Raw genomic sequence first — 20,494 nt, forward strand, 5'->3', positions numbered from 1 at the left:
TTCGGATTTTTGAGGGGAATGGTTACAAAATCTTCGGTTTCTTCGTTGCGGGTTTCGTCGGAAAGAACGCCTGAAAGGAAGGTGAAGCCGTTTAAGTTTTTTAAGAGGTTTAATTCTGTGGCGCGGTCGGCAACGGTAATGGGCTGGTCCAGGTTATAGTTTTTGATTATATCATCTGAGAAAAAGGATTTTACGTCGTCAGTATCAAAGGTAACAAAGTGATAGGGAAGCAGGTCTTCCAGAGAAATCCATTCATTCCTGGAAAGAGGATGATTTTTGTGGATGTAAACAAAGGCGCTGCATTCTGTAAGGTGAGTAAAAGTCAGACTGTTTTGTGCCAAACTCCTTGTAATTTCTTCCCGGTTTTTGTCACTCAGGTAAAGGATTCCTATGTCGCTTTTTCCTGTGGCAACGTCGTCTATTACGCTCAGGGCCCGCATTTCTCTAAAGGAAAAATCGTACTGGCTGCGGGTGAATTTATTTACGACTTCTATAAAGGCAATTCTAGCAAATTCGTAATAGAGGGCAGATACCGAAAAGCTTTTCTTTACGGCGCTCGTGTATTTTTTTACAAGGTTTTCATAGTTCTGAAAAAGAGCTTTGGCATCCGAAAGAAAGTCGCTTCCTTTTTCGGTCAGGCTTGTTCCCCGCGAGGTTCGTCTGAAAATTGCAAAACCAAGTTCTGCTTCCAGGTCATGAACGCTGCTTGTAAGGGAGGGCTGAGAAATAAAAAGTTTTTCGGATGCCTTGTTAAAGGAGCCGCAGTCTGCGACTCCCAAACAATAGCGAATCTGCTGAATTGTCATTATATAATAGAAGAAATTAGTTGAAACGCTGCACAGCAACCGAATAGATATCTTCTATCAGCTTGATGCCGCCGCGGTAGCCAACGTAAGAAGTATCCATTACGACTCGGTCCTGGAATGGCCAGGCAATGTTCAAAAAGTTTCCTTTGAGTTCGCCGGTCAGTTCCTTGTCAAAATAGCTTCCAAGAACCAGAGGATATCCGTGGTAATCGTGCTTTTTGATTTCTTCGTGAATCAGATAGCTGTCGGTGTTGAAATCAACTTGAGCTTCCAAGCCGTAATTGAGTTTTTTGAACTCGGCGCGGATGGCTTCCTGGTGCTCTTTTGGAGTGTCGTCGGTTACAAACTGCTTTGCAGGGAAAAGTCCCAGGTCGTTTACAAGGAACTTTGTTGCTGCCAGGGCATAGTGAGCGTCTGCTACAACAGAGAACTGCTTGTTGATTACGCGGTTTTCAAGGAAGAGATCTGCATAGCGTTCAATGATGTAGTAAAAATACTTTTCGTGCTCAGTGATTATGCTTTCAACTTTTTCTGATGGCACTTTTGTAAACTCTGCAACTGCGCGCAGGAACTTGCTTGTTTCTGTTGCACCGATTGGAAGAACCGGGTAGTGCAGGTAAGGAGTTCCGAATTTGCTTTCAAGCTTTTTAACGTTTTTAAGGCCGACCCAGGGAGAAATCAAAAGATTGAATTCTGCCTTTGGAACCAGATCGATGTTTTTGATTCCGCGGTCGTAGCCGAAGATTGTGTTTGGAGTAAGTCCAAGCTCGCGTACAAGATTTTCCAGCTCGCGAAGGTTTCCAAGCCAGAAGAGATCCTGATAAGGAACATCTGCCCAGATGTTTACAAGGCCTTTGATTTTTGCTGTGTTCTTTCCGTCAACGCCTTCAACTTTTGGAAGATACTGATCGATGATTGCATCTACAACCTGCTCGTGCCCCCTGTAGTTGTTACCTTTGAAGCCCGCAGTATTTGCGTAAACTACTGGTTTTTCAGCATCTTCATATTGACTTACAATTTCGCCCGAGTCATCACCAACGATTTCAGGAATACAACCGGTAAGAACCACGTACAAATCTGCATCAATAACCTTAAGGGCGTTTTCGATTGTGCTCTTAAGCTTTTTGGTACCGCCAAAGACTACGTCCTTTTCGTTGATACTTGTACAAGGGAAGATGTTAGGAGAAAAATATCCCGAACTTCCTGTTCCGTCTGAAAGTTTCTGAGCACAGCCCGGTCCTGAATGAAGAACCGGAATTGCGCGTGTTATCGCCTGAACTGTTTGCATAGAAGCAAGCGCACATTTATATCTTTGTTTGTCTAAGAGTTTTGCCATTTTATTACCTCAATGTGGTAGAGCTAAAAATTGCTGTTCGCAATTTTTTTAACGCTCTGCTATTTATCAAGAACCTGACCAGCAGGTTCTCTCACCCTCGCTCTTTTGGTGTGTTGTTTGAATCAAAGAAAGCATCAACATTCTGCTTGTACCACCAGTCGGTGTATGGAAGCTTTACGCGTTTTGCAAGGTTCTGTTCAAAACTGCGGTTGCGGATTGAATCCAGAATCGACTTTGCAAACTCTAACGTGTGCTTATAGCCGAAAATCATATATTCGTCGGCAACATAAACAGCGCTTGTTCCGTTTTTAATAGCCCATACTGTGGAACCCGGATGGCGCGACAAATACAAATCAGGCTTGTACTTGTGGAGAATATTCATAACCTCGTAGTTCTGCTGGTCAGAAACGCTGGCTTCAAAGTTAATGTTATTCTCCAGAAGATACTTCATGCTAGGAGGAACATCGCCGTTTTCGTATTTTTTGTCGTAGTGCCATGCCAGTGCCCACACAACTTCAATGCCAAGTTCATTCAAAACGCGGCTAACTTCAAAAGTATAGCCGGGACCCATTCCGATTACCGCACGAAGGCCTTTCAATTCCTTTTTGATTTCTTCAATCTGAGGAATATAGATAGCCCGCTGCTCTTCAATGTATTTTTCAACTTTTTCTGAACGTCCGGTTACGCGGCCAATTTCGCGCAGCCAGGTTTCAAAGCCCACAATACCGCACTGGTTGATTGAGCGCACGTAAGGAACGCCGTATTTTTCTTCCAGACCGTTTCCAAGGTAGTTTCCCAAAGTACCACAGATACAGGTTGTAGCAAGTGATTCTGAAATGTGGGAAAGTTCTTCCACAGTCGAGTTACAGTAGAGGAAAACCGGATCCAGGTCGAAGTTCTTAAAGATTTCGATGATTTCCGGGCGGGCACTTTCGTAGAAGTTCTTAAAGTTGATTTTATTTGATTTAACGCCTTCCCGCGGTGGCTGAACAATCGAACTCAAAACTGCGTGGTCTGCAATATCAAAGCCTGTTGCCCAGATTCGCGATTTAAATCCTTCGCAGTGAACCGCAACTACAGGCACATCAATTTCGTCACGAACTTCGTCCACAACGCTGTCGATATCCTCACCGATAATTCCGGTCGCACATGAACTGGAAACAAAAATCGCCTTTGGAGAGTAGCGTTTGTTTACTTCACGGATAATTTTTCCAAGAGCCTGAGTTGAGCCGAAAATTGTGTCCTGCTCGTTCATGTCTGTTCCAACGTAAACTGTGCTGGTTGTAACGCCGCGCTTTTTTGCCATTACCTTGTCCAGGTAGTAGTTTCCCGCGCTGGCAACCGAACAGCCTGCCGGTCCGTGGTGAATTACCGCTACGTCACGGATTGCTGCCAGCTGGCTGAGTCCGCAGGATGAAAGACAGGTGCTGGACTGAGAAAAGCAGCGTGAGCAGCCCTTGAGGCTTCCGCATTCAGATTTTTCTGCCAGATCCTTTAAGTTTCCAACGTAGCCCGTAATAGACCCGATTCGGTTTTCGCGTGTTGCCACGTTGGATGAGTTTGTATTAATTGCCATATTTGCTCCTATATATAAGGGTGGGGGAGGACTCCCCCTCGCTCCAACCTGCTTCGCAGTTTTCCGCTACCCCCTCTGCGGGCTCAAACGCCGCCCGCAACGCCTGCTTTTAGAACGATGCCTTTTTCTCTACGTCCTCACGTACGCGCTGAAGGTCTTCACTCAAATAACGTTCACCGTTGTCCGGCAAGAGAGGTACAATCAGTTTGCCCTTATTCTCATCCTTAAGTGCCTGCTTAATAGCAATTGCAAGTGATGCACCGCTTGAAGCACCGATAAAGATTCCTTCATAGTGAGCCAGCAGGTGAATTGCGCGCAAAGTTTCTGCGTAAGTTACAGTTTCGTATTCGTCTACAACCTTGTCGTTGAAGTTTGTAGGAGCCATTGGGTTCAGGCCGTTTTCATCGTGAACAGCGTGGATTCCGTGGAAACCGCCGTCTTCAACGCCCTGAACTACCGGGTGCTCAACATCAGCTTTATCAGGCTGTGCGATTACTGTTTTAATAGAAGGATTTTTCTCTTTTAAGAACTTGCTTACACCGTGAGTGCTTCCGCCAGTTCCAACACCACCTACAAAAATATCAACCTTACCGTCTGTGTCTTCCCAGATTTCAGGACCAGTGTGGCGGTAATGGGCGCCAGGGTTATCAGGATTAGAAAGCTGACGTGTTGTCCAGCTGTCTGGAGTTGTATCAAGCATCCACTGGTAAACGTCGTTAAAGGCTTCAATTCCTTTTTCAAAAACGCCCTTAATCAAATCTTCCGGCGGATTAACAAGTTCAGAACCGTAAGCTTCCAGAAGCTTTTTGCGCTCAATAGAAACTCCGTTCTGGATTCCAACCTTAAACTTATAGCCTTTTGCCGCTGCAACAGCCGCAATACCAATTCCCATGTTTCCTGAAGTAAATTCAACAAGAGTTGTTTTTTTCGGGCTGATTTCACCGCGTTTTTCTGCTTCTTCAATAATTTCAAGCGCTGCTCTGTCCTTGTGAGAACCAGCCGGGTTGAAGTATTCAAGTTTTCCCGCAATGCGGCCCTTTAATCCAAGCGCTTTTTCAAGACGGTGGAATTCAACTAATGGTGTGTGTCCGATAAGTTCGGTAATTGAATTGTAGATTTTCCCCATATAACAAATCTCCTGCTGCTAGTTTTTTAATTACCTACTAATACAGTAGGTAAGAGTAATTTAATATTATTTACCTACTTAGTCAATAGGTTATGTAAAAATTTGTGTTTTTTACTGCTGTATTGGTAGTGTAGGCTTTGTAAAACCGAAAAATAGAAACCATTCTGAAAGGGTACTTCCTACCATTCGAGGGTAACTTATCCTATACTCAATCCTGAGGTAAAACCCATGAAAAAAAATAACGAGATTGGTCAGGCTACTGCTTTGGCAGAAAAGACAGTCTGGCAAAGATTAAAAGACGAAAAGTGGCTGCAGATTATGGCATGGCTTGGCCTTATCTGGATGCTGATATTCAATTACGCACCTATGTATGGTCTGCTGATTGCATTTAAGAAAAACTATCGTATAACAACTCCTCTTTTCAGCATGGAGTTTTTGAAATCACCTTGGGCTGATCATTTCGGTTTCCAGCATTTCATCAACTTCTTTAAGGATGAGGAATTTGCAAACGTTATGGTAAACACTTTGGGAATCAGTCTTCTTAAACTTCTTATCTGTTTCCCTCTTCCAATCGTGTTTGCAATCTTTTTGAACGAGGTTCGCAGCGACCGTTTTAAGAAAAGTATTCAGACAATTTCTTATTTGCCACACTTCCTTTCCTGGGTTGTTCTTGGCGGTATTCTTACTTCATGGCTTGATGAAAACGGATTTATCAATCAGCTGCTTGTAAATAGCGGTTTGATGAGAAAACCTCTTTCTTATCTTGCTTATCCGAAATTCTTCTGGGCTATTGTAGTAATTTCTGATTTGTGGAAGGAACTTGGCTGGTCTGCAATCATTTATCTTGCTGCTATCAGCGGAATTGACCAGCAGATGTATGAGGCTGCCGAAATTGACGGTGCAAGCCGCCTTCGACAGATTTTTTCAATCACCCTGCCTTCAATTAAGGGAACAATTATCATCATGTTCATTCTTGCGGTAGGTGGACTTCTTAATTCTAACTTTGATCAGATTTTTGTTTTGTGGAATCCATTGAATTCAGAAAGATCAAATGTAATTGATATCTACACTTATACGACCGCTATGAGAAGTATGAGATATTCATATGCCTCGGCAATTGGTTTGTTCAAGTCTGTGGTTGCATTTATCCTCTTGTTCATTGCAAACCAGGTAACAAAGAAAGTGAATAAAACATCACTGTTCTAGTCAGGAGTAGTAAAATGAGAAAATTAAACAGTAATACCCCCTTTAATGTAATTATAAATACTGTAATGGTTCTGGTGTGTTTTATCGCCCTTTATCCGGTATGGTATACAATTATCGTTTCTTTTAATAATTCAGAAGATACTTTAAGAGGCGGCGTTTATTTCTGGCCAAGAATGTTTACTCTTGAAAGCTACCGTACAGTTTTCCAGGATAAGTCAATCATCAAGGCTTTTGGAATCACAATTTTGAGAACCCTGCTTGGAACTGTTTCCAGCGTTGTCTTTACTTCTATGGTTGCTTACGCTTTTTCAAAAAAGCACATTCTGGGAAACAAGGTTTACATGATTATCGGAACAATCACAATGTTCTTTGGAGGCGGTCTTATCCCGACTTTTATCCTCTTTAAGAATATCGGCTTGTACGACAACTTCCTGGTTTACATCATTCCGTGCATGTTCAACTTTTACAACATGATTATCTTTATGGCATTCTTCCGAGAGCTTCCTGTTGGTCTTGAAGAATCAGCAAAGCTTGACGGGGCAAACGATCTGATAATCTTCTTTAGAATTATCCTTCCTTTGTCTATGCCGGTTGTTGCAACAATTGCTCTTTTCAACGGTGTATGGCAGTGGAACGATTATTTTACAGGAGTTATGTACATCAACAATGCAGACTTGCAGCCAATTCAGACTTTCCTTTACCGCATTGTTGCCAGCGCATCTGCATCTAAGGCAGTTGTAAGTTTACCGGCAGGTATTTCTGCTCAGCAGGTAAGTTCACAGTCGGTTCGTCTTGCAACCATGGTTGTAACAACTTTCCCGATTGTATGTGTATATCCATTCCTGCAGAAGTACTTTGTTAAGGGAATGCTTATTGGTTCAATTAAGGGCTAAAAATACTATATATATAGAAGAAAACGGCAAAAAAATCACTGACTAAAAATTGGAGGTCAATATGAAAAAAATCAGTAAGATTTTGAAAAGTTCAATACTTGGGCTTCTTGCGCTTTCATCACTAGGAATGATGTCTTGCGGCAAGGGAGCAGATGGAAAGACAGGTACTCTTGCGGGTACAAAGGATGCAGCGGGCTGGAAGCTTAATGCAGACAAGCCTATAACTTTTGACTGGTATATCAACTTTTCATGGTTTGCACGACACTGGGGCGACTCAAAGGTCAGCAAATATATCACAGAAAAAACAGGCGTAAACGTAAACTTTATTGTTCCTGCTGGTAATGAGGCTGAAAAGCTCAACACTATGATTGCGGGTGATGCACTTCCTGATTTGATTACTTTGGGCTGGTACGAAGGTCAGGTTCCTATGATGATTGATTCAGGTCTTGTTTACTCACTTGATGAACTTGCAGAAAAATATGATCCATATTTCTTTAAGGTTGCAAACCCTGATAAATTAGGCTGGTACCGCCAGGCAGACGGTCATGTTTACGGTTATCCAAATGCAAGCTTTACACCGGCTGACTATGAAACATACAAAGGAAAACTTACTTCAAATGAAACTTTCCTTGTAAGAAAAGATTTGTACGAAGCCCTTGGAAAGCCTGATATGACAACTCCAGAGGGATTCCTCAATGCACTTCGCGCAGCAAAGAAAAAGTTCCCTACAATCAACGGACTTCCTATCATTCCTTTTGGAACTGCAGAATTCTCTGATGTAGGAAACAGCCAGCTTCAGGGCGTTCTTTCTCACTTCCTTGCAATCAATCCAGAAAATGACGGAAAGTACACAGATGCTTCTCTTGGTCTTACAGAAAATCCAGAATATGTTCGCTGGCTCAAAATGTTCCGCCAGGCACATGAAGAAGGTCTTATTCCAACAGATATTTTTGTAGACAAACGCAGCCAGATTGAAGAAAAAGCCGCTCAGGGACGTTATTTCTGTATGCTCTACCAGAACTGGGATATGCAGGCTCCACAGAATGCTCTTTATGCTCGTGACCCTAACACAATTTATGTTGCAGTTGACGGTCCTAAGAATAGCCGTGGAGATGATCCTCAGCTTGCAGGTGGAAGTATCGCAGGTTGGACAGTTACCCTTATCAGCAAAAAATGTAAAGACAAGGCTCGTGCAATTCAGTTCCTTACTTATCTTATCAGTGAAGAAGGTCAGATGGATACAAACTTTGGTATTCCAAACGAAACTTACACTATTAAAGATGGAATTCCAACACTTCTTCCAGAAGTAGAATCTCTTGATTCAAACGACAAGAACAAGCAGGAAACAGAGATTGGTGTTCTTTACACCTACTGGATGCTTATGGATACAGCATGGCAGGCACAGTGGGGTGTTGAATATGCTCCATCTCTTGCTCAGCCACAGCTCTGGACTCGTCCATATGTTCGCTCTTATGCAGTATATGACGGACTTACACTTCCTGTTGGTTCAGATGAAGATTTGATTTATCAGGAAATTCAGCGCCGCTGGGGTAAAGAACTTTCTAACCTTATCCGCGCAGAAAGCGAAGCAGAATTCGACAAGATTCTTAATAACTTCAATCAGTTCAAATACGACAAGGGATACGCAAAGATTCAGGCTGCACAGACTGAACTTATGAAGAAAAACAAGGCAAAACTTGCAAGATAAATAAAAAGGGGAGGGCTTTTACCGGGCCTTCCCACACAGGAGAAAAAAGAAAATGAAAATTAATCGACATAAAAAATACGGAACTGCAATTTACATGTCTATATTTTGTGCTTTGATGGCATTTTCAGCAGGCTCCTGCGGTTTTTTACCAGAAAATGAAGAAGAAACAGAAACAGTGTCAGTAGGTAAGGGTTCAGAAATTGTTCAGGAAATAAATTTTGGTAGCGGCGGAAGTATGAAACTGGTATGGAGCGATGAATTTGATTATTCAGGAGTTCCAGACACTTCTAAGTGGAAGTATCAGACTGGTAAAAGTGGCTGGGGTAATAACGAATTACAGAATTACATTGACAACACTACCGAAGCTAAAACCGCAGTGGTTGAAGATGGCGTACTTAAAATCAAGGCATATAAAGAAAACGGCGAGTGGAAAAGTGCCCGCATGAATTCAAAACAGAGCTGGACATACGGCTTTATTGAAGCCCGCATGAAGATTACAGATAAAAAAGGCGCATGGCCTGCCTTCTGGATGATGCCACAGGATAGCGTTTATGGTAGCTGGCCTAAGAGTGGCGAGATTGACATCATGGAAAACGCTCCTTCAACACAGGGACAGGGTAGAGTATTCTCTTCACTTCATGCAGAGGGTCATTACGGTGCAACTCCTAAGAGTATCGGTAAAAAAGTAATTGATAACCTGGCTAATGACTGGCATTCAATTGCCGTAAAGTGGGATTCTGAAAAGATTACTGCTTATTACGATGGAGTTGAACAGAAGTCTTATTACAACAATGGAAAGGGATATGTTGACTGGCCTTATGACCAGGACTTTTACATAATTTTGAATCTTGCAATTGGCGGAAACCTTGGCGGTACTTCGGATGCAGCTTCTCTGGCTTCAAGCGGGGCAGAATTCTTAATCGATTATGTAAGGGTTTATCAGTAATTAAAAAAGGCAAACAAAAGAGGAAAAAACTATGAAAAAAAAGCTGATTGCGTTAGCTGCTTTTGCATCTCTGGGTCTTACTTCTCTTTTTGCAAAAGTTGAAGTTAAAAAAGATGCCAAAGGCTGGCGAATGTTCGACGACGGTAAAGAAGTCGAAGTAAAGGGTATTACCTGGAGTAATACCCCAATTGGAAAAGATTACAACTACAGTTTGTGGAGAATGGAAGATGAATTCATTTATGCCACACTGGAAACAGATATGCCAATGCTCAAGGCAATGGGTGTAAACGTTATCCGAAGTTTTGACGATGTTCCTCCAAAATGGGTTGAATACATCTACGACAAATACGGAATTTATACTCTTATCAACAACCTTATGGGCCGCTACGGAGTAACTGTAAAAGGAAAGTGGACTTTCCCTACAGATTACCAGAACGAAGACACACGCGAAACTTTGATTGAAATGGCTCGTTCTACTGCAGAAAAGTACAAAAATGTTCGCGGTCTTCTTTTCTACATGCTTGGAAACGAATCAAACTACGGTCTTGAATGGTCGAGCACAGAAATTGAAAACCTTCCTGTTGGTGAACAGCACCGTGCTAAAGCAAAATACCTTTACACTATGTTTGAAGAAGCTATGAAGGTAATGCACGAGGTTGACCCAAATCACCCGGTTGGAATTGTAAACGGTGATGTTCAGTACATCGATTTGATTGCAGAACTTTGTCCTTCTCTTGATATCTTTGGTTCAAACGTTTACCGCGGATGGAAATTCTACGATGCCTTCTATGAAGACGTTCAGACAAAACTTGATAAACCTGCCGTTTTCACAGAATGTGGTGCAGATGCATTTAATGCCCGCACTCAGAAGGAAGATCAGTGGGCTCAGCTTCAGTATTACAAGAGCCAGTGGGAAGAAGTTTACCAGGAATCATACGGAAAGGGACGTCATCAGAATGTTCTGGGTGCCTTCCTTTTTGAATGGATTGATGAATGGTGGAAAGTATATCAGTGGAAAGAAATTGATATTCACAACACAAACGCAAGCTGGTCAAATTCAGGTTATTCCCTTGACTGGAAAGATGGTTTGAACAACATGAATGAGGAGTGGTTTGGTCTTTGCGCAATCAGTACAGAAACTGTAAACGGCGTAAATAAGCGCGTGCCTCGTGCAGTTTACTATTTCTTCTGCGATTTGTGGAAACATTCTTTCTATAATTCAACAAATGCAGAAATTGAAGATTTCTTTAAAAATCTTGATGAATCACTCTATCTTGCCCGTGGTAATGCTGACTCAATTCGTGAAGACATTACTCAGAACAAGGCCTTCAGAGTTAAATCACTTGAGGTTTCTACTCAGTATACAATTCCAGTATTCCTCAACTATCTGGAAAGCGATATTAAAGACGGTAAGAACTGGCATGATTCACTCCGCTATCCAAACGGATTTTATGGAGACAGCAAATATGCAGATTACAGTGACCCGACTATAAAAAACGGAGACAAACATGCAGAAGCTGTAGAAAACAAACCTACCTTCCAGGCAGAGGCTACACTTGCTGTAGAAATGAATCCTGTTGAAAATGTAAAGGGTTCTGCTACATTTAAGGCCTTTACTGGTGAACCTTATGGCCGTCTTCACGACCACTGGCTCCGCTATTATGATAAAGTTCCTTATGGCGACAGTGTTTACGACCACAAAAAATACTTTGATTTTTATGCCGCTGACGCTTCATATCAGGGAAAATACTTTGACCTTAACGGTTATTACCACACAGGTCATGCAAGCTATGCAGATTCTGGTGATATCTTCAATATTACTCAGGATGCTTTTGATATCATAGGTTATGACACAAACGGCGACAAAGCTCCGATTGCAGCAGAATTCGTAGGAAAACAGTTCTTGAGCGGACTTAAAGTAATCGGTGGACCTGAGATTTATGGTTATGCACGTCCTCAGCTACTTGCAAACTACTACAAAGGCTTCTATACAGGAATGAACTGGCTCACCTGGATTAACTTTGGCGGAATTTACACAGAAGAATTCGGACAGAGCGAACGTCAGGAAAAAGAACCTAAAAACGCTTACGGTAGCGGAAGAAAGGCTTCTCTTTACGGAGAATTCTACTTCAACAAATATGCTGCCCTTAAGCTTGGTATTCTTCACGCTGGTAATGAAAAGCTTGGTGCAGATTATACATCTAAAAACGGAAAACCAAAGAAGATTGAAGCCCTTGATACTTTGGGTGGCTATGTATCGCTTTCTACAGGTTTGATTCCCTACACAAATATTTATGTAAACGGAATTTATCGTGGTCTTGTTGCAGATACAAACCCTGCCGGAGTTTACAGCGGACTCTTTACAGGGGACTCTGGTGCTGGAAACAGAATTGAAATTCAGACTGGCTTTGACTTTGCTTACGGTCCATTCTCTTTCAAACCTATTTTCAGAATGCGTGCCCCAATTGAAGGACCAACTGGAGACAGAAGCATTGTTGCAGGAGATCCTTTCTATGTAGGACAAGGTAACCGCAAATCTATGGAAATTGAAGCTGTATTCACCTTCGATCCAGAGGGAGGTACATACTTCCACAACTGGGATAACAACGAAACAGAAAATTCTTTGATTGCTTGTTCCCTCACAGGACTTTACAAGTTCTTTGCAGATGAAACAGACCTTCTTCCTTACAAGGATAACCAGGGTAATGTTACTCAGCGTAATGACGGAACCTGGGCAAGAGGTGATAACTGGGTTGCTTACAATAACATGCCTCTTCAGAGAAATCTCTGGAGACTTGGAGCACGCCTTGTTACAAACCCTACAAATAACTTAAGAATTATTACTACTTTGAATGTAGGTCACCTTGCACCATCAGTTACTTACTACGGAGATCCAGACAACATCACTTTCTATGGTGGTTCTCTTGCCCTCCGTTACAAGCATCTGATTACAAGTGCAAGTGCAACAATCAACGGCTGGGGCCCAGAAGGCTGGATGAGCGAACAGAACTGGACATATCCTCTCCAGTACAGCTTTGACATTGCTTACGGCTTTAAGAAACCTTCCTTCCTTGATACTAAGAACCGCATTGGTTTGAAGATTCTTGGAACTAACTTTGGTAAGTACAGTCAGGATTCTTACGGTGCACTTCCATATGCTTATCACAAAACAGCAACTGCTTCTCTTGATGGAGCAAAATATATGGAAGTTACAGCATATCTGAATGTTGGACTTTAAGTAAAAATCGGCGGGCTCTTAAGAGCCTGCTTACACAGGAGTAAAAAAACTATGAAAATCGTTAAAAAATTGATGACAGGGGCACTTATTGCTCTTAGCGCATTAGCTTTCGTTGCCTGCTCAATGGAAGCTGAAAGTAACGACGGTTCTAAAGCAGCTACTCGCCTTGAACAGGGATATAAAGAACCTCCGAAACAGGGGACTGGTGGCAATATTGATAATCCTGACGGAGGAGCAACTTCTCAGAAATTCTGGGCTGGTTATGCGCCATTTGTTGGAATTCAGGTTTGGGGACCATCTGAAGGCTGGGGACAGGCTCCTGTAATTGACTTAGATGCAGGAACAATTACTGCAGAAGCTGCAAGTCCTGCTGTTATGTTCCCTGTATTTGGTGGTTATGATGAAACTGGTGCAGCTGTTATCGGTTCTTATGACTGTTCAAAAATAAAAAAGATTGAGTTTGATGTTAAGGCTAGCAAGGCTGGTGGAACTATGACATTTGCATCTTACATTTCTGGTGGTGAAGTAAAGCATGCAGATGGTGTAGCTCTTTCTACAGAGTTTGAAAGAAAATCTTATACAATCTCTTCAGGTTCTGATGATGTTGAAATTCTTTTCTATTTCAATCTTTCTATACCTTCAAAAGGCTATACAGTAACTGTAAATAATATTGCCTTCTATGACGCAGATGGAAAGCAGGTTACAGATATTCCGTTTAATGTATATTAATTAAAAATACAATAAATTAAGAATCCCTTTTTTTACCGCACCGTCTGAGATTCCTCCTTTACTCAGACGGTGCTTTTTCTTTCCCGAAAATCCCACACCTTTCTAAACTTTGGCTCACTATCCTTTTTCTCAACCTGTTTTATACTCAAGTTATGAAAAAGAAACTATATATTAAAAAAATAATTGTTGTATCGGCCTTCCTTTCCTGCTTTATGGCAGTGCAGGGGCAGACGCTAAAGACAAAACGAGGACTTTGTTATAACGACCTTAATTCAGCAGAACTTTCTCAGTTAAAAAAGAGTCAGGTTAGCTGGGGTTATAACTGGGCAGCTTCAGAAGAAAACCCGGATATTGGCGGAGAAGACTTTTCTTTTATGCCCATGATCTGGGGTGCCGGTAAAGACTTTGAAGATATGTATTCCCGGGCAGAAGCCTATCTTGCCAGCCATCCAGAAGCAGAATTTCTTCTTGGCTTTAATGAGCCAATGATGAAAAACAATTATGGTGGCTGCGACCTTACTCCGGGGGAAGCTGCAGTTTTATGGCTTCGCCTTGAAAATCTTGCAGAAAAATACAAGGTTGCCTTGGTTTCTCCGGCCCTTACCTGGGGCTTTGAACCACTTACAGGAGACGGAAAAATCTATGGTGCTCCAGAAGAATGGATGAATGCCTGGATTTCTGAATTCAAAACTCTTTACGGCCGCGAACCTCGCTTTGATTATTTAGCTCTTCACAGCTATATGGACTATCCGAGTGCGGTAACCTGGTTCTGTAATTTTTATTCAGACTATTTTAAAAAGCCAGTATTACTGACAGAATTTTGTGCCTGGGATTCAGACCAGAATCAGACTCCCCACAAAAGCCTGGAAGGACAGATTTCTTCTATGACACAGAAAGTAGAAGCTCTGGAAGCAAATCCAAATGTTGCAGGTTATGCCTGGTTTATGAGTCACGCAGAGGTTTCAAAAGTTCCTTTTAATTCTATTTTCCTTGCAAAAGGGGTAGACGGTTCTCTTACAGAGCTTGGAAAAATCTATCTTCAGCAGAGCCGTCTTGATAAAAGCCGCTGGTTTACTGCGGGGGAAAGAATTCCTGCCTACTGCTATGTTTCTTCCAGCAATTACAACACGACCGTAGGGGAAAAAGGTGAAGATGGCGTGCGTTTTAATACGCCGCTTGGCATTGCCGTAAACACAGACAAAAAAACGGAAAAGACAATTCCTCTTGAAATCGGCGATTTTACTTCCCGACGTTTTGCAGACTATCAGCTTCGTATAGAGGAGTCTAAAACATATAAACTTACTCTTCGCTATCAGACAGATAAGGAACAGCAGTTTTTTGTAAATGCAGATGGAAAAGAAATACTTCATTCGGTTTTAGTCCCTGCAAAAAAATGGACTGAGGCTAGTTTTAATATTCAGCTTGAAGAAGGGGAGCATATTCTCCAGCTTAAAAGTCTTGGAAACGCAAAATCAGTAAAAATAGTCAGCTTTTTGCTGAAATAAAGATTCTTCAGGAGGATAAATATGAAACTTTCACTAATTAAAAAAATCACAACTTTATTTTTTACCGCTCTTCTGGCAGCCGGAACTCTTTCTGCAAAGGTAAACAAAATTACTTATAAGCCGTCAGAAAAAGGTGTAGAAAATGCAAAACTTTTTAAAAGTTTTGGCGGCTGCGGAGTTCAAATCTGGCAGGATGAATGGAACGACCACGACATGACTTTTTCACTTGATTACGCAAGCGGAACAATTACAGTTGGAAGTGTCGGCTGGTGGGGCGGGGCATTCGGCTCTTATGATAATGGCAAAGATAACGGCGGTACCTTTGATCTTTCAAAAGTAGCGGAAGTACGTTTTGATGCAAAGGCTTCAACTTACGGAACAGTTTATTTTAATATTGATAATAACAATAAGAATGAACTTGATATCCCTATGGAATTCATGTCTTATTCAGTACCTGTAAAAAAGGCCTCTGCTCGTGCAACAAATCTTTTTGTTATTGGCGGCGTGCGCGATTTAAGCGACCCAGGAACAACAATCACTCTGAAAAACGTATCTTTTTATGATGCAAAAGGAAATGAAATCATTCCACAGTATAACTAGGAAAAACATATGAATATTAAACGCATTTTTGTAATAGTATTTTCAGTATTTTTTTCGCTTTTTCTATTTTCCTGCAATTTCTTTTCGCCGGAAAGTGAAGAGAAATCAGGTTCTCCTGCTTCTTCTGACCCAAACGGGAAACGTGGACTCAGCTACAACAGTCTGAACGAAGCAGAAATCAAAGTGCTTTCAAATTCAGATGTCAGCTGGGTTTATAACTGGGCAACTCATCCCTCTGCCGCAGAAGATGCCCTTTTCCAGAAATACGGAATTGAATTTATTCCTATGCAGTGGGGACTCTCGAGTACCCAGAGTCTTAGCGAGCTTCGCGAATATTATACAAAGCACCCGGATTGTAAATATCTTTTGGGTTATAACGAACCAAACCTGGGAGCTGGTGTAGGAGGGTCTGGAATTACTCCTGCTGATGCCGCGGCTGACTGGAGAAATCTTGAAGACCTTGCCGACGAGTTTAACCTTGAACTTGTGGGACCAGCCCTTCAGTATTCCGGCGAAACTCTTTCTGATGGACAAGTTTATGCCACTCCAAAAGCCTGGATGGATGCTTTTATCAGCGAATTCAAAAAACTTTACGGCCGTGAGCCTCGCTATGATTATTTCTGCCTTCACTGCTATATGAACTGGCCGGGAGCCCAGGAAGGTTACCTTAAAGAGTACTATAACGGTGCTTCTGCCTATAACAAAAAAATCTGGCTTACAGAATTCTGTGCCTGGGAATACAACAACGGTGGCCAGAATGAAAGCATGTCAGCCCAGACCAGCTCAATGGCTACGAAAGTCGCCTTCATGGACGGCTATGAGGGAGTTGCACGCTATGCATGGTTTATGAGCCATGGCTCAGTTTCGGCAATTCCTTATAATTCAATTTTTACTGCAAAAGGTTCAAATGGAACTCTTACAAGTATTGGAAAGGCTTATCTTAATTATTCAGACTAAACCGTAAAAAACACACAAAAAATCCCCACCTTTCTGAAAAATGACGGCCTACAAAAAAGGGCCGTCACGTGTGAAAATGATAGTGTGGAGGATACTATGAAAAAAGTTAGAAACTTAATGTTAGCATGTACAATGCTTGTGTTTGGTTTGGCTGGATGTAATTTTGATTCAGATTCACCTGATTCTCCCGCATCAACTACTCCTGTCCATGCTGAAAATCCGGAAGATTCTGGAGACAATTCAATTCCTATTATTCCTGTAAATCCAAATCAGCCGATTCTTGGAAGTCCTGATATAACTGATACGGAACTGGTTGCTGCTTATGATGACCTGTCTGCTCTTGTTGATTGTGCCCAGCTTATTGCAGAAAGAGCTGTTGAAGGTGATGATGTGGGCGATTATTCTGCAGGGGCTGTTGCCGAATTGAAAGAAGAAATTGCTCTTGCTCAAGGTTTGCTTGATGCTGATGAAGTAGAAAAGGAAGTTCTTAAAACGGAACGCATTACTTTAGCTTCACTCCTTTTAGAGTTAATCACTAAAAAGAATCTGCCATCCTGGTCATTATCTTTTGAACGTGCAGATGATGTGGATCAGTCACGGGTAAAAATCATTTGGGAAAATGATCAGGATGCCATTAGTCTTTCTTCCATTGAAAATTATGATTCCTTTATTATTGATGATGTTGCAGCTCATATTTACTGGCCTCAAGATGCAAATAAGGTAATTGAAGATGAAAAAACAGTAATCTGGGCACCTGCCTTCAGTGAAGAAGTGTTTGCTAAAGGATTCCACGTATTGACCTTCCGTCTTCTTCACGATAACAAGGGTACAATAGAAAAATGGGATTTCACCTTTGCCTACGACCTTTCTGCTGCTGCTCCAAATAATGAAGCAATTACTCCTTTGTTTATTGATATTCATCTTAATAAGCCTACAGTAGAAGAGGTATTACCAGATTTTATGGACCTTATTTCTAAAGCAGAGGACATTGCCACAGAACTAGATGCAATAAAAGACACAGATAATGTTTATTATGAAGCTGCTGCTATTGCAGAATTTACAAATGTTCTTACAGAAGCAAAGAGTAAGGCTTCAAGTCCTAGTGTCACTGTAAAAGAAATTACAGAAGAAACTTCCAGTCTTTCTGAAGCAATTAAGACAATCAAGGCTGCAAAGAAAATCAGAATGTGGAATGTAGAAGTGACCCGCCGAACAGATGATCAGTCTACTGTAAAAATTATCTGGATGGATGAAGCCTATAAGTTGGAAAATGCAGCTGATGCTGTTATTGATGAAGATGGAAATCATTCATTTAAGGCTTTTAAAATAGATGATGTAGAATCTCATACTTACTGGCCTGGTAACTTTGAAAGTACTTCTGAATACATCTCTCTTGAACCGGCATTCCATGAACCTTCTCTTCATAATGGAAGTCATACTCTCTATTTTACTCTTGTAAAAGGGGAAGATGAATACGAGTTTGAAGTTCCTTTCACTTTAAACGGACAGACTAATGCTGATGAGTTTGAGGCAGAAATTGAAAATGTAAAGGTTTCAAAAGTTGATCCTGTAATTAAGGCACGAGCAAAGCTTCAGAAACAAATTGATGAAATTACAGTCCTTGCAGATAAGGCTGATGCAGAAAAATATCAGGAAGGGGCTCTTGATGCTCTTAAGCTGGCAATTGCAACTTCCAGAGAGGCCTTGACTTCTTCTGAATCTGTTGATGATGTAAATGCAGCTATGGAAGCTCTTAATGAAGCCGAAAAAGCTTTCTTTGCAGCAAAAATAATTGATACTTGGGAAGTTGAAGTACTTCACCGCGTAAATGATCAGTATTCTGTAATTGTTACCTGGGCAAAAGATGAATATGCACTTAATCTTGATTCTGCTATTGGTGGAAATGCTGATTTTGTTACAGATGGAGTTCCTTCGCATACATACTGGCCTGGTGACATGAATGTAGTTGGAGCAAATAGCGTAACTTGGGTTCCAGCTAATGGAAACTTTGCTAATGAGAATGCTCTTGGTCAGCACACTTTAGTTTTCAAATTACAGCCTCTTGGAAGCGATAAGAGATATGAGCTTACTGTAGTTTATACACTTAATGCCACTGCTTCTAAGGCAAATATCGAAAGCCTTAACATTCAGGAAATTGAATAAGGTGTCAAATTTTTGCTTCTGACCCGAAAAATCACAACCTTAGAGAAAACTGACTGACTATCAATTTTCTCTAAGTAGAGTGAGAATAAGATTATTCTAAAAAAAATCTTAGGAGCAAAAATTATGAAAAAACTCACAAAAAATTTTGTAGTTCTTGCCAGCAGCTTCTTCCTGCTGACAAGTTCACTTTTCGTTTCATGCGCAAACGATGTAGGGGATGATGACACACCTGCACAGACTGTTCCATCGGGAGATGAGAACAAAAACCAGCAGCCAACTAACCCTGGTACAAACAACCCTGGTACCAACGAACCTGGCATAACAGATCCAGATCCAGATAAAGACAAAGATGATTCTGGAGAGGATAATACAAAGCCGGTTGATGAAAATAAACCAGACCCATTTCCAGTAGATGATTCAACTGATTTTGAAGCACCAGATTTGAGCGCTTATTACAAAAAATACTTTGTAACTACAGATGCTGATGCAGAAAAATTTGGCATTAATGCAGCTGAATGGGGGTGTGGATCTACAATAACACCAAATCAGGATGGTACACTTACACTTATATCCGCTGCTAACATGTGGGGTGGAAGTGATAATGGTTCGGTTGCAGCATTTACAGGTTTTGCAGACGGACTTATTTCTAAGTATAAATGGATTGTATTCACACTTGATCTTTCTGACTACAATCTTGAAGGTTCAGGAGTTAACGTAAAAGTTTGTCATCCATCAGATACAAGTATTGGACAGCTTTCTGTAAAAGACAACTGGGTTGATAATACAGACGGAACAAGAACATATTACGCTCCTGTAGATTCAGAAACTTATGCTAATACAAAAGAAGTTGCTCATGAAATTGGTCTTGTTATTTACGGAACTGGTACTACAGTTGTAAAAGAACTTTATGTAGCAGCAGAATCAGATCCTGCAAATATCCCTGTAACAGGAATCACAATTTCACCTGATAGTGCAAATATTCTCCAGAGTGGAAAACAGCAGTTCACAGTAAAAGATTCAAATCTTGTTACTCTTACAAGCGGAGTAATATATTCTCTTTCTGGTGATGCAGCAGAAGGTTCAAGCATTTCAGAGGAAGGTCTTCTTACTGTTGGAACAAAAGCAGGAGATCTTACAGTTACTGCAAAATACACTGTTGATGGTAAAGATTTTACAGCTACAGCTTCTCTTACAGTAATTGGTGAATTGGTAAATCTTGTATCATCTGTAAATCTTAATAGATATGCAGATGTTTCTCATGATGGAGAAAATAATGTAAAACAGACTGGTGATATAGTAACAATTGCTGATAACACTGTAACTTTAAATAAACCAGCCGATACCACCTGGGGCGAATGGTCATGTCAACTTTTCCTTGATGTAAAATCAAGTTCTGGAGATATTTTTGAAGCAGGAAGAACATATTTCATTAGTGTTACTGTAAATTCAACAGCTACTCTTAATAATTGTATCTTTAAAGATGAAGCAGGAGGAAAAGAGTTAGCAAAACAATTTACTTATGAAGCAGGTGTTGATAAGGTTCTTACAGCTGAAATCACACCAACTGCAAATCAGAATGCATTCAATTGTGTATTCTCTTTCCCTGGGGATGCTTCAACAATTACTATTTCAGACTTTAAAATTTCTGACATCACAGAATAGTTAACCATATAAAACTCTCCTAAAAAAAATCGGGCGGCACTTT

At 41.1% G+C, this 20,494-nt stretch carries 15 protein-coding genes; 11 read left to right on the forward strand and 4 right to left on the reverse strand.

Features of this window, described 5'->3' with window-relative positions; genetic code table 11:
• From MSI_RS06320 to MSI_RS06335, 4 genes are all read right to left on the reverse strand, one after another.
• Positions 1 to 806: LysR family transcriptional regulator (locus MSI_RS06320; protein ID WP_039924451.1), on the reverse strand; the 806-nt coding region annotated here is incomplete at its 3' end.
• A 16-nt stretch (positions 807 to 822) separates the two neighbouring features.
• Positions 823 to 2,142, reverse strand: coding sequence for a nitrogenase component 1 (locus MSI_RS06325; protein WP_009104907.1), 1,320 nt, complete (start codon positions 2,140 to 2,142; stop codon positions 823 to 825).
• A gap of 91 nt (positions 2,143 to 2,233) precedes the next feature.
• Complete coding sequence (locus MSI_RS06330; protein ID WP_009104909.1) at positions 2,234 to 3,718, reverse strand: nitrogenase component 1; 1,485 nt, start codon at positions 3,716 to 3,718, stop codon at positions 2,234 to 2,236.
• Between the two features lie 109 nt (positions 3,719 to 3,827).
• Positions 3,828 to 4,844 carry a PLP-dependent cysteine synthase family protein gene (locus MSI_RS06335; RefSeq protein ID WP_009104911.1) on the reverse strand — a complete coding sequence of 339 codons (1,017 nt, stop codon included), beginning with the start codon at positions 4,842 to 4,844 and terminating at the stop codon, positions 3,828 to 3,830.
• 228 nt (positions 4,845 to 5,072) lie between these two features.
• On the opposite strand from MSI_RS06335, the gene MSI_RS06340 reads away from it, so the two are divergent.
• The 11 genes from MSI_RS06340 (at position 5,073) to MSI_RS06390 (ending at position 20,451) form a co-directional block, all read left to right on the forward strand.
• Complete coding sequence (locus MSI_RS06340; RefSeq protein ID WP_009104913.1) at positions 5,073 to 6,050, forward strand: sugar ABC transporter permease; 978 nt, start codon at positions 5,073 to 5,075, stop codon at positions 6,048 to 6,050.
• 14 nt (positions 6,051 to 6,064) lie between these two features.
• Positions 6,065 to 6,943: a carbohydrate ABC transporter permease gene (locus tag MSI_RS06345; RefSeq protein ID WP_009104914.1), complete on the forward strand. Its 879-nt coding sequence runs from the start codon at positions 6,065 to 6,067 to the stop codon at positions 6,941 to 6,943.
• Positions 6,944 to 7,004: 61 nt separating this feature from the next.
• On the forward strand, positions 7,005 to 8,651 hold the full coding sequence (locus MSI_RS06350; protein ID WP_009104916.1) for an extracellular solute-binding protein: 1,647 nt from the start codon (positions 7,005 to 7,007) through the stop codon (positions 8,649 to 8,651).
• A 52-nt stretch (positions 8,652 to 8,703) separates the two neighbouring features.
• A complete protein-coding gene (locus tag MSI_RS06355) occupies positions 8,704 to 9,597 on the forward strand; it encodes a family 16 glycosylhydrolase (RefSeq protein WP_009104917.1) in 894 nt (297 codons plus the stop codon).
• A gap of 31 nt (positions 9,598 to 9,628) precedes the next feature.
• Positions 9,629 to 12,835, forward strand: coding sequence for a glycoside hydrolase family 2 TIM barrel-domain containing protein (locus tag MSI_RS06360; protein WP_009104919.1), 3,207 nt, complete (start codon positions 9,629 to 9,631; stop codon positions 12,833 to 12,835).
• Between the two features lie 51 nt (positions 12,836 to 12,886).
• Positions 12,887 to 13,564: a hypothetical protein gene (locus MSI_RS06365; protein ID WP_009104921.1), complete on the forward strand. Its 678-nt coding sequence runs from the start codon at positions 12,887 to 12,889 to the stop codon at positions 13,562 to 13,564.
• A 152-nt stretch (positions 13,565 to 13,716) separates the two neighbouring features.
• Complete coding sequence (locus MSI_RS06370; protein WP_009104923.1) at positions 13,717 to 15,069, forward strand: glycosyl hydrolase; 1,353 nt, start codon at positions 13,717 to 13,719, stop codon at positions 15,067 to 15,069.
• A 21-nt stretch (positions 15,070 to 15,090) separates the two neighbouring features.
• Complete coding sequence (locus MSI_RS06375) at positions 15,091 to 15,669, forward strand: hypothetical protein (RefSeq protein WP_009104925.1); 579 nt, start codon at positions 15,091 to 15,093, stop codon at positions 15,667 to 15,669.
• Between the two features lie 9 nt (positions 15,670 to 15,678).
• Positions 15,679 to 16,626, forward strand: a complete 948-nt coding sequence (locus tag MSI_RS06380; RefSeq protein WP_009104927.1) for a glycosyl hydrolase — start codon at positions 15,679 to 15,681, stop codon at positions 16,624 to 16,626.
• 96 nt (positions 16,627 to 16,722) lie between these two features.
• The gene (locus tag MSI_RS06385; RefSeq protein ID WP_009104929.1) at positions 16,723 to 18,789 is read left to right on the forward strand and encodes a hypothetical protein; all 2,067 of its coding nucleotides are present in this window, start codon (positions 16,723 to 16,725) and stop codon (positions 18,787 to 18,789) included.
• 123 nt (positions 18,790 to 18,912) lie between these two features.
• Positions 18,913 to 20,451, forward strand: a complete 1,539-nt coding sequence (locus MSI_RS06390; RefSeq protein WP_009104931.1) for a hypothetical protein — start codon at positions 18,913 to 18,915, stop codon at positions 20,449 to 20,451.
• The last annotated feature ends 43 nt before the right edge of the window (positions 20,452 to 20,494 follow it).

This window comes from Treponema sp. JC4, assembly GCF_000260795.1.
Classification (GTDB): domain Bacteria; phylum Spirochaetota; class Spirochaetia; order Treponematales; family Treponemataceae; genus Treponema_D.